The organism is Microbacterium sp. JZ31, from assembly GCF_016805985.1.
Classification (GTDB): domain Bacteria; phylum Actinomycetota; class Actinomycetes; order Actinomycetales; family Microbacteriaceae; genus Microbacterium.
The window spans coordinates 261,032-275,717 of sequence record NZ_CP017661.1 but is presented as its reverse complement, the minus strand read 5'-3'; the positions used below and the strand labels follow the sequence as shown (position 1 = coordinate 275,717).

The window sequence follows — 14,686 nt, the reverse complement described above, 5'->3', positions numbered from 1 at the left end:
GGGCGTTCACGGAAGGTGTAATCGCGAGCGCGGACTTCACGCACGCGACATCTGCGGATCCTGTCGAGCGCGCCGCCGCGTTGGTTAATTTGGGCTCATGCGTGCGATCCGACGATTCACCGTCCGCCCCGTACTGCCCGAGCCGCTCGAGGCGCTCGGAGAGCTCGCCGGCAACCTCCGCTGGTGCTGGCATGCCGAGACGCAGGACGTGTTCGCCCACGTCGATCCGCAGCTCTGGAGCGAGCTGCAGGATCCGGTCCGCCTGCTCGGCGCGGTCACGCCGTCGCGCTTCGACGAGCTCGCGACCGACGCCGAGTTCATCGCCCGCCTGGGTCGCGTGCGCGACGACCTGCGCGCCTACCTCGCCGACGACCTCTGGTACCGCCGCGACGTGCCCGAGGGCCCGCGCGCCATCGCGTACTTCTCGCCCGAGTTCGGCATCGCCGCCGCGCTGCCGCAGTATTCGGGGGGCCTCGGCATCCTCGCCGGCGACCATCTCAAGGCCGCGAGCGACCTCGGCGTGCCGATCATCGGCGTGGGCCTGCTGTACCGGCACGGCTACTTCGCGCAGTCGCTGTCGCGCGAGGGCTGGCAGCAGGAGTCGTACCCCGTGCTCGATCCCGACGAGATGCCGATCACGGCGCTGCGCGAGGAGGACGGCACCCCGACGCAGATCGCGATCGCGATGCCCGGCGGCCCCGACCTGTGCGCGCGCATCTGGGTCGCGCGCGTCGGCCGGGTGCCGCTGCTGCTGCTCGACACCGACGTGGAGCAGAACCCGGATCACTACACGGACGTGACGGATCGGCTGTACGGCGGCGGCAGCGAGCACCGGCTGCGTCAGGAGCTGCTGCTCGGCGTGGGCGGCGTGCGGGCGCTCCGCGCCTTCAGCCGCCTCACGGGCGCGCCGGTGCCCGAGGTCTACCACACCAACGAGGGGCACGCCGGGTTCCAGGGCCTCGAGCGGATCCGCGAGCTCACGGTGGCGGCGGGCGACGCGGGCCTCGGCTTCGACGACGCGCTCGAGGTGGCGCGCGCGTCGACCGTGTTCACGACGCACACGCCCGTGCCGGCCGGCATCGACCGGTTCGATCGCACCCTGATCGCGCAGTACTTCGCGACCGACGGCGGCGTCCTGCCGGGCGTGGCGACCGAGCGCGTCCTGGCGCTCGGCAGGGAGGACTACGCGGGCGGCGACCCCGCGATGTTCAACATGGCGGTCATGGGCTTCCGGCTCGCGCAGCGGGCCAACGGCGTCTCGCAGCTGCACGGCCACGTCAGCCGCGACATGTTCAACGGCCTGTGGCCCGCGTTCGACGAGGCGGAGGTGCCCATCGGGTCGATCACGAACGGCGTGCACCTGCCGACATGGCTCGCACGGGAGTTCCGCGAGATGCTCGACGAGGTCGGCGCCGACATCGACGGCGACCGGGAGGCGTTCGCGCGCACGATCGACCAGGTGCCCTTCACCCGCGTGTGGAGCGCCAAGCGCGAGCTGCGCGCGCGGCTGGTGCGGGATGCCCGTGCGCGCCTGCGTGCGTCGTGGGTCAAGCGGGGCGCGGTCGAGGCGGAGCTCGGCTGGATCGACGAGGCGCTCTCCCCCGACGTGCTCACGATCGGCTTCGCGCGGCGTGTGCCGTCGTACAAGCGCCTGACGCTCATGCTGCGCGACCCCGAGCGCCTGAAGCGCCTCCTGCTGGATCCGAAGCGCCCCGTGCAGCTCGTGATCGCGGGCAAGGCGCATCCCGCCGACGAGGGCGGCAAGCGGCTGATCCAGGATCTCGTCCGCTTCGCGGACGGCGCCGACGTGCGTCACCGCATCGTGTTCCTGCCGAACTACGACATCGCCATGGCGCAGCAGCTCTACCCGGGCTGCGACGTGTGGCTGAACAATCCGCTGCGCCCGTACGAGGCGTGCGGCACGAGCGGCATGAAGGCCGCGCTCAACGGCGGCCTCAACCTCTCGATCCTCGACGGCTGGTGGGACGAGTGGTACGACGGCGAGAACGGCTGGGCGATCCCGTCGGCCGACGGCGTCGGCGATCCGGACAAGCGCGACGACCTCGAGGCCGCGGCGCTGTACGACCTGATCGAGCGCGAGATCGCGCCGCGGTTCTACGACCGCAACGGCGACGGCGTGCCCGTGCGGTGGATGGAGATGATGCGGCACACGCTCGAGTCGCTCGGACCGAAGGTGCTCGCCACGCGCATGGTGCGCGACTACGTGCGGGGGCTGTACGCGCCGGCTGCCGAATCCGCGCGCAGGCTGGGCGCCGACTTCGGCGGCGCGGTCGAGCTGTCGGCCTGGAAGCGCCGCGTGCGCGACGCGTGGCAGGGCGTGCGCGTCGAGCACGTCGAGTCGCACGGCGTGGACGAGGCGGCCGAGGTGGGCGCCGAGCTGTCCGTGCAGGCGCACGTCGCGCTGGGCGGCCTGTCGCCGGACGACGTCGAGGTGCAGCTGATCTACGGCCGCGCGGAGGGCGACGACCAGATCAGCGCGGTGCAGGTCACGTCCCTCGCGCCCGAGGAGACGTTCGCGGGCGGTCGCTCGTCCTTCGCCGGCTCGGTGCGCCTGGATCGCGCGGGCCCGTTCGGCTACACCGTGCGCGTGGTGCCGAGGAACCCGCAGCTCGCCTCGACGGCCGAGCTGGGTCTCGCGGCGCTGGCGTAGTCAGAGCGAGCGCATCACGACGACGGAGCGCGGGGCGAGCCGCAGGCTCGTTCCCGCCTCCGTGCGCGCCCCGACGGGATTTCCGGGATCCGTGGAGAGCACGATCTCGCCGTGGCGCACCCACTCGTTGTCGCGCAGCACGGCCTCGACCTCGATCTCGCTCGCGTTGAACCAGAGCAGGAACGAGTTGTCGATCTGCTGCTCGCCGTGCGGTCCCGGCTCGCGCAGCGGCCGGCCGGACACGAACATGCCGAGCGTGTGCAGGCCGCCGTCCGCCCAGTCCTCGTCCCGCATCAGCCCGCCGTTCGGGTGCAGCCAGGCCAGGTCGCGGGGGCCGTCCGGGATGGTCGGCTGCCCCTCGAACCAGTGCCGCTGACGCAGGGCCGGATGCTCGCGGCGCAGGCGCAGCGCGGTCTTCGTGATCTCGTACACGTCGAGCCACGCGTCGTCGGCGCTCCAGTCGACCCACGAGACCTCGTTGTCCTGGCAGTAGGCGTTGTTGTTGCCGCCCTGCGTGCGCCCGCGCTCGTCGCCGGCGGTGATCATCGGCACGCCGTTCGACAGGCACAGGGTCGCCATGAGGTTCGCGGCCTGCCGCCGGCGCAGCGCGACGATGCCGGCATCGTCGGTCTCCCCCTCGACGCCGTGGTTCGACGAGCGGTTGTTGTCGGTGCCGTCGCGGTTGTCCTCGCCATTGGCCTCGTTGTGCTTGTGCTCGTACGACACGAGGTCGCGCACCGTGAAGCCGTCGTGCGCCGTGACGAAGTTGATGCTGTTGGAGGCCGTGCGGCCGTCGTCCGCGTAGAGATCGCTGGATCCGGCCAGGCGCGTCGCGAACGCGTGGATGGGTGCGCGCGTGCGCCAGTAGTCGCGCACCGTGTCGCGGAACTTGTCGTTCCACTCGGCCCACTGCGGGGGCATGCGCCCCACGAGGTAGCCGTCCATCGACACGTCCCACGGCTCGGCGATCAGCTTGACGTGACGCAGGATCGGGTCCTGGTCGATCGCGATGAGGAGGGCGCAGTTGAAGTCGACGTCGTAGCCGGTGCGGGTCAGGGCGGACATCAGGTCGAAGCGGAACCCGTCGACGTGCATCTCGGTGACCCAGTAGCGCAGTGAGTCGAGGATCATCCGCAGCGCGAGGGGATTCCACGCGTCGACCGTGTTGCCGCAGCCCGTGACGTCCCAGTAGCGGTCGTCGAAGCCGCCGTCCGCGGGGATCACGCGCTTGTAGAAGCCGCGGTCGTCGAGGCCGCGGAACGACAGCGTGGGCCCGTCGGGACCGGCCTCGGCCGTGTGGTTGTAGACGACGTCGAGGATCACCTCGATGCCCTCGCGGTGCAGGGCCTTGACCATGCTCTTGAACTCGGCGACCTGCCCGCCCCGGTCGCCGGACGAGCTGTACGACGCCTCGGGCGCGAAGTACGAGATCGTGTTGTAGCCCCAGTAGTTCTTCAGTCCCCGCTCGCTCAGCGCGGGCTCCGACACGAAGTGCTGCACGGGCAGCAGCTCGACGGCGGTCACGCCGAGGTCGCGCAGATACGACGTCACGGTCGGATGCCCAAGTCCCGCGTACGTGCCGCGCAGCTCCTCGGGGATCCGGTCGTGCAGCTTCGTGAAGCCCTTCACGTGAAGCTCGTAGATCACCGTGTCGCGGAACCGGCGGGCGATCCGCCTGTCGCCCTCCCAGTCGAACGACGGGTCGACGACGACGCTGCGAGCCGTGTACGCCGCCGAGTCGGTGTCGTCGCGGACGGCCGGATCGCCCTCCCTGGCGCCGTAGATCGGCTGCTCGGGGATGACGGTGCCGGACGTGGCGAGGCCGTAGGGGTCGAGCAGCAGCTTGTGCGGGTTGAAGCGCAGGCCGTTCGCCGGATCCCAGGGTCCGTCCACGCGGTAGCCGTAGCGCTGCCCGGGCCGGATGCCGGGCAGCGCGCCGTGCCAGATGCCGAGCGACTGCTCCGTCAGCTCGTGTCGCGTCTCGTGATCCGCGTCGTCGAACAGGCAGAGCTCGACGCGCGTGGCGTCGGGAGCGTAGACGGCGAAGTTCGTGACCTCGGGCGACCAGCCGGCGCCGAGGGGCCAGGGACGGCCGGGCCAGACGGGTGCCGTCTGACCCAGTTCGCGCCAGGTGACGGGCGTCATCGGCTCGCGCCCTCGTCCCCCGCCCGCGGGGCGACCACAGCATCAGCTCCGCGCTGCGGCGCACGCGCGTGCCCGCCCGCAGCGTCACGACGGAGCCCGTGGCCCCCGCCGCGAACACGCGCGCGCCGGGACGCGACGCGCGCTCGGCTTGCAGGGCCTGCTCGAGGTCGCGCACGCGCCGGCGCAGGTCGCGCACCTCGTCCTCCAGGTCGAGCATGCGGGCGATCGCGGCGAGGCTCACGCCGTCGCCCGACAGCCGTGCGACCTCACGCAGCTGGGCGATGTTGCGCGCCGAGTAGCGGCGCGAACCGCCGGGCGTGCGGCCCGGCACGACGAGGCCGATGCGGTCGTACTGCCGCAGGGTCTGCGGATGCATGCCCGCCAGCTCGGCCGCGACCGCGATCGCGAAGACGGGCGCGTCCTCGTCGATCTCGTACGAGTCGCTCATCCGCACCTCCTCGGCCCTTCCTGTCTGTCCCACTATCTGTTCGTTGAGCGAGCGAAGCGAGTCGAAACGCGATGTCGATCGCCTCGGCAGAGGTCTCCGCTTTTCGGCGCGGTTGCTTCGCTCCCTTGCTCAAGGTGCGAGATCATGAGGACGCCTTGTCCATCAGGTCGGCGCGGGGGTTGCCCTGCGGCCCCACCTCCACGAAGCGGGAGAGCGCCTCGCGCGCGTCGTCGTCGAGGTGCGCGGGCACGACCACCTGCACCTCGGCGAGCAGATCGCCCGTGCCCTTCTGCGACGCGATCCCGCGGCCCTTGACGCGCAGCACGCGGCCCGACGGCGTGCCGGGCGCGACGCGCAGCTTGACCGGATCGCCGCCCAGCGTCGGCACCTCGATCGTCGCTCCGAGCGCCGCCTCCGCGAACGTCACGGGCACGACGACGCGGAGGTTCAGGCCCTCGCGCGTGAACACCGGATGCGGCCGCACCGAGATCTCCACGACGATGTCGCCCGCCTCGCCGCCGTCCGGGGACGGGCGGCCCTTGCCGCGCAGGCGGATCTTCTGCCCGTCGGCCACGCCGGCGGGCACCTTAATCTTGAACGGCTTGCCGTCCTCGCTCTGCAGCGAGATCGTCTCGCCCTTGGCCGCCGTGACGAAGTCGATCGTCGTGCGGGCGCGCACGTCCGCGCCCTTCTGCGGACCGCCGAAGCCCCGGAAGCCGCCGCTCGCGCGGCCGAAGCCGCCCGAGCCGAAGCGGCCCCCGCCGCCGCCCTGGTTGAACATCGCGAAGATGTCGTCGAAGTCCTGCGCGGATCCGCGGTTCTGCGTGAACGCGCTGAAGACGTCGTCGAAGCCGCCCGCTGTGCCGCCGCCGGCCGTGAAGCGCGCGCCCGAGCCCATCGCGCGGATCTGGTCGTACTCCTCGCGCTGCTTCGGGTCCGACAGGACGCCGTACGCCTCGCTGATCTCCTTGAACTTCGCCTCGGCGGCGGCATCACCCGGATTGGAGTCCGGGTGATACTGCCGCGCGAGCTTGCGATAGGTCTTCTTCAGGTCGGACGCGGAGACGTCCTTCGACACACCCAGGACCTTGTAGAAGTCCTTCTCGAACCAGTCCTGACTGGCCATGCTCACCTTCTTCGGACGTTAAGACCGTTTCGACTCGTCGCTGACGCTCCTCGCTCAACGACCGGACGGACGGGCCCTGCGGGCCCGCGGTGACTCAGTCTGCCGGGACCGCGACGACGACCTTCGCGGCGCGCAGCTCGATGTCGCCGAGTCGGTAGCCGAGCTCGACGACCTCGAGGATCGTGGTCTCCGTGGCGCCGGGGACGGGCTGCTGGAAGATCGCCTCGTGCTGCTGCGGGTCGAACGTCTCGCCCGCCGCGCCGTAGGCGACGAGGCCCATGCGCTCGGCCACGGCGCGCACCTTCTCGGCGATCGCGGCGAAGGGCGTGCCCTCGGCGAGGTCGCCGTGCTTGTCGGCGCGGTCGAGGTCGTCGAGCACCGGGATGAGGCCCTTCACGGCCTCGCCCTTGGCGCGCGCGATCTCGACGTGGCGCTGCTCCTCGGTGCGCCGGCGGTAGTTGGCGTACTCCGCCTGCAGGCGCTTGAGGTCGTGCAGCAGCTGCGTCTCGTGGTCGGTCTTGTCGTGCTCGGCGGCCTCGTCCGACTGACCCATGTTCAGGATGTCGTCGACCGTGAGCTCGGGCTCGCCCTGCGCGGCTCCGCCGGGGCCGTCCGCGGTGTTCGCGGCGTCCTCGTCGGCGACCGGCGCATCCTGATCCTGAGCGCTCCGGTCTGAGGTCCCCTCCCGCGCCTCGGGGGCGGTCGCGTCGTGCGCGCCCGCCCCCTCGGCCTCAGGCTGGACCTCGTCGCCGTCGTCGTTCGCGGGCTGTTCGAAGTCCTTGGCGGTCATCAGCTCTTCTTGTCCTCGTCGTCCTCGACCACCTCGGCGTCGATCACGTCGTCGTCGGAGGCGGCGTTCTGGTCACCGGTCGGGGCGTCGCCCGCGGGGGCGGCCTGCTCGGCCTGCGCCTGCGAGTAGATCGCCTCGCCCAGCTTGGTCTGGCTCTGGTTCAGCTTGTCGAACGCGGTCTTCACGGCCTCGTCGTCGTCGCCGGCCAGGGCCTTCTTGAGCTCGTCGACATCCGCCTGCACCGACTCCTTGACGTCGGCGGGCAGCTTGTCCTCGTTGTCCTTGATGAGCTTCTCGATCGAGTAGGACAGCGTCTCGGCCTGGTTGCGGACCTCGGCGGCCTCGCGGCGCTTCTTGTCCTCGGCCGCGTGCTCCTCGGCCTCGCGCACCATGCGCTCGATGTCGTCCTTCGGCAGCGACGAGCCGCCGGTGATCGTCATCGACTGCTCCTTGCCGGTGCCCTTGTCCTTGGCGGACACGTGCACGATGCCGTTGGCGTCGATGTCGAACGTGACCTCGATCTGCGGCACGCCGCGCGGCGCGGGCGCGATGTCGGTCAGGTCGAACGTGCCGAGCGGCTTGTTGTCGCGCGTGAACTCGCGCTCGCCCTGGAACACCTGGATCGACACCGACGGCTGGTTGTCGTCGGCCGTCGTGAAGGTCTCGCTGCGCTTGGTCGGGATGGCCGTGTTGCGCTCGATGAGCTTGGTCATGATGCCGCCCTTGGTCTCGATGCCGAGGCTCAGGGGCGTCACGTCGATCAGCAGGACGTCCTTGCGCTCGCCCTTCAGGACGCCGGCCTGCAGGGCGGCGCCGACGGCGACGACCTCGTCCGGGTTCACGCCCTTGTTGGGCTCCTTGCCGGTCTCGCGCTTGACGAGGTCCGACACGGCGGGCATGCGGGTCGAGCCGCCGACGAGCACGACGTGGGCGATGTCGGAGACCTTGATGCCGGCCTCGCGGATGACGTCCTCGAACGGCTTGACGGTGCGCTCGAGGAGGTCCTTCGTGAGCTCCTCGAACTTGGCGCGCGTGAGCGTCTCGGACAGCGAGACGGGGCCCGACTCGGTGAGCGACAGGTACGGCAGGTTGATGGAGGTCGAGGTCGAGCTCGACAGCTCCTTCTTCGCCTGCTCCGCGGCCTCCTTGAGGCGCTGCAGGGCGATCTTGTCACCCGAGACGTCGACGCCGCTCGTGGCCTTGAACTGCTTGATCAGGTGGTCGACGATGCGCTGGTCCCAGTCGTCGCCGCCGAGGCGGTTGTCACCGGCCGTGGCGCGGACCTGGATCGTCGAGAAGTCGTCGTCCTTGCCCACCTCGAGGAGGGACACGTCGAACGTGCCGCCACCGAGGTCGAAGACGAGGATGAGCTCGTCCTCCTTGCCCTTGTCGAGACCGTACGCGAGGGCCGCCGCGGTGGGCTCGTTGATGATGCGCAGCACGTTGAGACCGGCAATCTCACCGGCGTCCTTGGTCGCCTGGCGCTCGGCGTCGTTGAAGTACGCGGGAACCGTGATGACGGCGTCGGTCACGGTGTCGCCGAGGTACTGCTCGGCGTCGCGCTTGAGCTTCATCAGGATGCGCGCCGAGATCTCCTGCGGCGTGTACTTCTTGCCGTCGACGTCGAACGACCAGTCCGTGCCGATGTGGCGCTTGACCGACGCGATCGTGCGGTCGACGTTGGTGACGGCCTGGCGCTTGGCGGTCTCGCCGACCAGCACCTCGCCGTCCTTGGTGAACGCGACGACCGAGGGGGTCGTGCGGAAGCCCTCGGCGTTGGCGATGACCTTCGGCTCACCGCCCTCGAGGACGCTGACGACCGAGTTGGTCGTTCCGAGGTCGATACCCACAGCACGTGCCATGTTCTGCTCCTTCTGCTGGACGGTGAGTCAAGCTCTCGCGCGACTTGAGCCGCGCTGACTCAAGGATATGACGAGCACCGAACCGTGTCAAAGATAACTTGATATGAATCGGCTCAACTTTTCGGATGTCTCGGCCCTGTGGCGAAGCACCGGCTGTTCACCGGTCGGCCCTAACCTCATGGCATGACGCGCGACGCCGACTCCCCTCAGACGACCCCGCCGACCGCGGCGCGCACCGGCGCGCTCGGACCGATCGGCCGGGGCGTGGACGGGGAGCGGACCTCGCGCAGGGTCGTCGCCTCCTGGGCGATGTGGGACTGGGCGATGCAGCCCTTCAACACGGTCATCCTGACGTTCGTCTGGATCGCGCTGTACCTGACCTCGCGCCAGTTCCTGGATCCCGCCGTCCGCGAGTCGGGCCTGCTCGCCGACGGCTCCTACATGAACTGCAACGAGGCGCAGTACCTGGACAGCGCCTACTGCCAGGGCCTCACCGACCTCTCGGAATGGTGGGGCTGGGCGAACTTCGCGGCGGGCATCCTCATCCTGCTCCTGGCCCCGGTCCTCGGCCAGCAGGCCGACGCCCGCGGCAGCAAGAAGAAGTGGCTCATCGGCGCGACGATCGCGATCGCGCTCGTGCAGTTCGCGCTGTTCTTCGTCGAGGCCGACCCGCGGTACTTCTGGTTCGGCGCGCTGGCGGTCGCGATCGGCGCCGTGGTGTCCGAGATCGGCAACGTCAGCTACTACGCGATGCTCTCCGAGGTCTCCACGCCCGCCACGGTGGGTCGCGTGTCGGGGCTCGGCTGGGGACTTGGGTACATCGGCGGCGTCGTCGCGCTGATCGTCTGCATCCCCGTGCTGTTCGGGCTGGGACAGGACGATCCCCTCGCCTACAAGCTCGTCGCGGTGATCTGCGGCGTGTGGACGCTCGTGTTCTCGATCCCGATGTTCCGGAACGTGCCCGAGTCGCCCGCCTACGCGGAGTCGGAGAAGGTCGGCTTCTTCCGCGCCTACGCCGTGCTCGCGCACGACCTCGTCAAGCTGTTCCGCACGAATCGGCCGACCTTCTGGTTCCTGCTCGCCGCCGCCGTGTACCGCGACGGCCTCGCCGGCGTGTTCGCCTTCGGCGCCGTGCTCGCGGCCCAGGGCTTCGGCTTCTCGTTCCTCGAGGTGATCGTGTTCGGGCTGGCGGCCAACCTCGTCGCGGGCGTCTCGACTCTCGTCGCCGGCCGCATCGACGACGCGATCGGCCCGCGCCGGCTGATCGTGATCGCCCTCACGGGCCTGGTCGCGATGGCGTTCGTCGTGTTCCTGCTCAAGGACCTCGGGTCGATCGTGTTCTGGATCTGCGGACTGCTGCTGTGCGCGTTCGTGGGCCCGGCGCAGGCCGCCAGCCGGGGCCTGCTCACACGGCTCACGCCGCCGAGCATGCAGGGCGAGATCTTCGGCCTCTACGCGACCACCGGCCGGGTGGCGTCGTTCCTCTCCCCGCTCGCGTGGTCGCTGTTCCTCGCCTGGTTCGGCGGCATCGTCTACGGCGTGCTCGGCATCGCAGTGATCCTGCTGATCGGCCTGATCCTGCTGCTGTTCGTCAAGCTGCCGCCGCACGTGCGCGCCTGAGCGGCGTCCGGATCAGCGCGGCCAGGCGTCGGCGAGGCGGGTCAGCAGCGACGCGAGCTGAGCACGCTCGTCGGCACTGAAGCCGTCGAGGGCCCGCGAGACGGCGTCCGACCTCGCGCCGCGGCTGCGGTCGACAATCGCGCGGCCCTGGTCGGTGAGCGCGACGAGCGTACGCCGCGCATCGGACGGGTCCGCCTCACGGCGCGCCAGGCCCATCTGAACCGCCGCCTGCACGAGGCGGCTCGCGCGCGGCTGGTCCACGCCGAGCGCCTCCGCGAGCGCGCCGACCGTCTGCGGGCCGCCGGCGCGCGCGAGCTCCTCGAGGAGTCGCAGGCGTGCGACGCCCCGGCCGAGCGGGCCGCCGTGCGGAGGGCCGGCGAACGGGCCGCCGTGTCCGCGGTGCTCGGGACCGCCGTGGTGGTGACCGCCGCGCGATTGGACGTCCCAGGGGGAGCGCCCCGCCCAGGGCGGCCCGCCGAAGCGACCGAGACCGCGCAGGCGGGCGAGGGCTTCGGCGATCTGGGCGACGGGGTCCCGGCTCTCGGTCATGCGACAAACATACATGCGTGTTGACATGGATCCGGATGCATGTCATCCTGCATATACATGCACTAAGACATACATCAGAAGGAGTCCCATGGGCAACGACATCGACGACACCACCGACCAGACCCCTCGCGACGACAACGCGGGGAGCGACACCTCCGGCAAGAACGGAGGACGCCGCCTGCGCTTCTGGCTGCGCGCGGCCGAGGCGCTCATCGCCCGCGAGCGCGCCTACGGCGGCCGCCGCGGCGTGCGCGAGCGCATCGAAGCCGCGGTTCCCGCCGAGGACCTCGAGGTCACGCTCCGCACGCTGGAGGCGATCGCGCGCGAGCTCGGCGACGAGCACGAGATCCGGGCCTTCGGGTCGGGCGGCCGTGGCTCGCACCCCCGCCACGGCTTCGGACCCCGCGGCTTCGGGCGCGGCGGCTTCGGGCGCGACGAGTTCGAGGACGGCGGCTTCGGGCACGGCGGCTTCGGGCAGGGCGGCTTCGGCCGACGTGGCCACGGCCGTGGCGGCTTCGCCGCCGGGCCCCATCACGCGGGTCATCGCGGCTTCGGACCGCACGGCTTCGACCGCGGCGGCGGGCACGCCTGCTGACACCGCACACGCCGTTTGGCAAGCGGGATGGGGAGCACTCCCCATCCCGCTCTCGTGAGCGGGAAGGTTCATATCTCCGTAACGAGAAAACTGTGACACTTCTGGGATCGGTCGCGTGTCCCCACCGGTGCCCTCAGGCACTCAGCCACGCGCGACGAGCGGCGACCGTCCGGCCCCCGCTCGGTTCTATCCCCGGAGGAACAGTGAAAAAACGCACCACCTGCGCGATCGGCACAGCGGCGATCCTGCTGAGCGGATCGCTCCTCGTGCCGACCGCGGCGTCGGCAGCACCTGCGCCCGACGTCGAGAACCACGACCAGGCGACAGTCGACGAGCACCGCCACAACCGACCGGACGCGCTGGCCGAGAAGCGCAGCGCCACGAAGCAGCGCGCGGCCGAGCTGGTCGCGACCGGCGACGCGAAGGTCAAGACCCGCGGCAAGGACCGCCACGAGAGCCGCGTCGTCGAGCTCAGGCCCGGCGAGTACGTCGAGTACGGCACCGCCGAGACGGCGCAGCTGTTCACGATCCTCGCCGAGTTCAGCGACCAGGCGCACAACCAGATCCCCGAGCCCGACGCCGAGGACAACTCGACCTACTGGCTGCCGGACTTCTCGAAGGCGCACTTCGAGGACATGTTCTTCGGCGAGGGCGAGTCGTTCAAGGACGTCTACGACGAGATGTCCTCCGGCCGTTTCGCGGTGGAGGGCGCCGTGAGCGACTGGGTGCAGCTGCCCGGCACCGCCGCCTCGTACGGGTCCAACTACATCGACCCCGAGACCGGCGAGGACGAGGGCGAGACCCAGGACCAGATGACGCAGTTCATCCAGGACACGGGTGACGCCTGGTACGACGCGCAGATCGCGGCGGGCAGGACCAAGGACGAGATCGTCGCCGAGCTCAACTCGTACGACATCTGGGACCGCTACGACATGGACGGCGACGGGATCATCAACGAGCCCGACGGCTACATCGATCACTTCCAGGCCGTGCACTCCGGCGAGGGCGAGGAGGCCGGTGCTCCGGCGGAGGCGATCTGGTCGCACCGCTGGGCCGCGGGCCAGGCCGGCCTCGGCGAATGGGGCCCGTCGCAGTACCTCCCGCTCGGCGGCGTGCAGATCGGCGACTCCGACGTGTGGATCCGCGACTACACGACCGAGCCGGAGAACGGCGGCCTCGGCGTGTTCGCGCACGAGTTCGGCCACGACCTCGGTCTGCCCGACTTCTACGACACGGCGGGCGGCGACAACGGCTCCGCGTACTGGACGCTGATGAGCTCGGGCTCGTGGCTCGGTCACGGCGACGGCTCGATCGGCACCACGCCGAACCACATGGGCCCCAGCGAGAAGCTGTTCCTCGGCTGGCTCGACTACGAGGTCGTCGAGGCGGAGGCCGACGGCACCGTGAACCTCGGGCCGTCCTTCCACGCGAACACGCGCGGCGCGCAGGCGGCGATCGTCGACCTGCCCGACGGCCAGCAGTTCATCGAGGTGGGCGACGCCTTCGAGGGCACGCAGCACCTGTACTCCGGTGCGGGCGACGACCTCGATGTCACGGCCACGAGCCCCGAGTTCGAGGTGCCCGCGGGCGGCGCGCTCACGGCCCAGGTGTCGTACGACATCGAGACCGACTGGGACTACGCGTACCTCGAGGTCACGACCGACGGCGGCACCACGTGGGCGCCGGTCGAGACGAACCTGTCGACCACGACCGACCCGAACAAGCAGAACGCGGGCTTCGGCATCACGGGTGAGACCGAGGGCTGGACCGAGCTCACCGCCGACCTGTCGTCGTTCGCGGGTGAGACCGCGCAGGTGCGCTTCCGCTACTGGACCGACGTCGCCGAGACGCACCCCGGCTTCCAGGTCGACGCGATCGCGGTCGGCGACGCCCTCGTCACGGACGACGGCGCCTCCGACTGGACGCTCGAGGGCTTCGAGCGGCTCCAGAACGGCGGCTACATGCAGCCGTACAGCCACTACTACATCGCGGAGAACCGCGTGTACGGCGGCTACGACACCACGCTGCGCACCGGTCCGTACAACTTCGGCTGGCCGCTGTCCTCGCCCGACCGGGTCGAGCACTTCCCGTACCAGGACGGCATGCTCGTCTGGTACGCGAACAGCCTGTACTCGGACAACAACACGTCGGTGCACCCCGGCGGCGGCGAGAGCCTGCCGGTCGACGCCCGCGCGGCCGCGCTGAAGTGGTCGGACGGCACCGTCGCCCGCAACCGCATCCAGTCGTTCGACGCGACGTTCGGTCTGCAGAAGACGGACCGGATCTCGCTGCACCGCGAGACCGAGGCCGGCATGACGACCCTGAAGGTCGGCTCGCAGAAGGCGCTGTCGACGTTCGACGACACCGATCCGTACGCCTACTACGACGAGGAGAACCCGCAGAACTCCGTGATCGTCGCGGGCTCGGGCACGTCGATCACGGTCACGGAGCAGAACAGCAAGAAGGGCACGATGACCATCGCGGTCGAGCGTGCCGCGAACGCGCCGGCCGTGCCCGCGTGGGATGCCAAGACCACGTACAAGGGCGGCGAGATCGTCTCGTACAAGGGCGCCGAGTGGCTGGCGACGTGGTGGACGAAGGGCCAGAAGCCCGGCAACCCCTACGGTCCGTGGCAGGAGTTGGGCGTCGAGGACGAGAACGGCGTCCCGGCGTGGACGGCGTCGCGCATCTTCAACCGCGGCGACGTCGTGACGTACAAGGGCGCCACCTACGAGGCCAAGTGGTGGACCCGCAACCAGGCGCCCGGCGGAAAGTGGGGCCCCTGGGAGAAGATCGGCTGATCCGATCCCACGCCGCGAAGGCCGCGTCCCGCCCGGGGCGCGGCCTTCGCCGTTTCGCGCGCCCTACGCTGATCTCATG

9 protein-coding genes and 1 pseudogene are annotated in these 14,686 nt (G+C 70.4%); 4 read left to right on the top strand and 6 right to left on the bottom strand.

Going from position 1 to position 14,686, the window contains the following annotated elements; translation table 11 throughout:
* Positions 1–97: 97 nt before the first annotated feature.
* Positions 98–2,671: an alpha-glucan family phosphorylase gene (gene glgP, locus BJP60_RS01325; protein WP_203137047.1), complete on the top strand. Its 2,574-nt coding sequence runs from the start codon at positions 98–100 to the stop codon at positions 2,669–2,671.
* Here glgP and glgX read toward each other — a convergent pair whose 3' ends face one another.
* The 5 genes and pseudogenes from glgX to dnaK form a co-directional block, all read right to left on the bottom strand.
* Positions 2,672–4,816, bottom strand: coding sequence for a glycogen debranching protein GlgX (glgX, locus tag BJP60_RS01320; RefSeq protein ID WP_203137045.1), 2,145 nt, complete (start codon positions 4,814–4,816; stop codon positions 2,672–2,674).
* 25 nt (positions 4,817–4,841) lie between these two features.
* Positions 4,842–5,264, bottom strand: a pseudogene (locus tag BJP60_RS01315) (heat shock protein transcriptional repressor HspR); the annotation flags it as partial.
* A gap of 142 nt (positions 5,265–5,406) precedes the next feature.
* The gene (locus BJP60_RS01310; RefSeq protein WP_203137043.1) at positions 5,407–6,390 is read right to left on the bottom strand and encodes a DnaJ C-terminal domain-containing protein; all 984 of its coding nucleotides are present in this window, start codon (positions 6,388–6,390) and stop codon (positions 5,407–5,409) included.
* A 94-nt stretch (positions 6,391–6,484) separates the two neighbouring features.
* Positions 6,485–7,180: a nucleotide exchange factor GrpE gene (locus tag BJP60_RS01305; protein WP_203137041.1), complete on the bottom strand. Its 696-nt coding sequence runs from the start codon at positions 7,178–7,180 to the stop codon at positions 6,485–6,487.
* Complete coding sequence (gene dnaK, locus BJP60_RS01300) at positions 7,180–9,042, bottom strand: molecular chaperone DnaK (protein ID WP_203137040.1); 1,863 nt, start codon at positions 9,040–9,042, stop codon at positions 7,180–7,182. Before dnaK ends, BJP60_RS01305 begins: the two co-directional genes overlap by 1 nt.
* A gap of 183 nt (positions 9,043–9,225) precedes the next feature.
* On the opposite strand from dnaK, the gene BJP60_RS01295 reads away from it, so the two are divergent.
* Entirely contained in the window at positions 9,226–10,662 is a 1,437-nt protein-coding gene (locus BJP60_RS01295; protein ID WP_203137039.1) for an MFS transporter, read from the top strand.
* Between the two features lie 12 nt (positions 10,663–10,674).
* Here BJP60_RS01295 and BJP60_RS01290 read toward each other — a convergent pair whose 3' ends face one another.
* Positions 10,675–11,211, bottom strand: a complete 537-nt coding sequence (locus BJP60_RS01290; RefSeq protein WP_203137038.1) for a MarR family winged helix-turn-helix transcriptional regulator — start codon at positions 11,209–11,211, stop codon at positions 10,675–10,677.
* Between the two features lie 88 nt (positions 11,212–11,299).
* On the opposite strand from BJP60_RS01290, the gene BJP60_RS01285 reads away from it, so the two are divergent.
* Positions 11,300–11,806 carry a hypothetical protein gene (locus BJP60_RS01285; RefSeq protein ID WP_203137037.1) on the top strand — a complete coding sequence of 169 codons (507 nt, stop codon included), beginning with the start codon at positions 11,300–11,302 and terminating at the stop codon, positions 11,804–11,806.
* A gap of 203 nt (positions 11,807–12,009) precedes the next feature.
* The gene (locus BJP60_RS01280; protein ID WP_203137035.1) at positions 12,010–14,607 is read left to right on the top strand and encodes an immune inhibitor A domain-containing protein; all 2,598 of its coding nucleotides are present in this window, start codon (positions 12,010–12,012) and stop codon (positions 14,605–14,607) included.
* Positions 14,608–14,686: the final 79 nt, after the last annotated feature.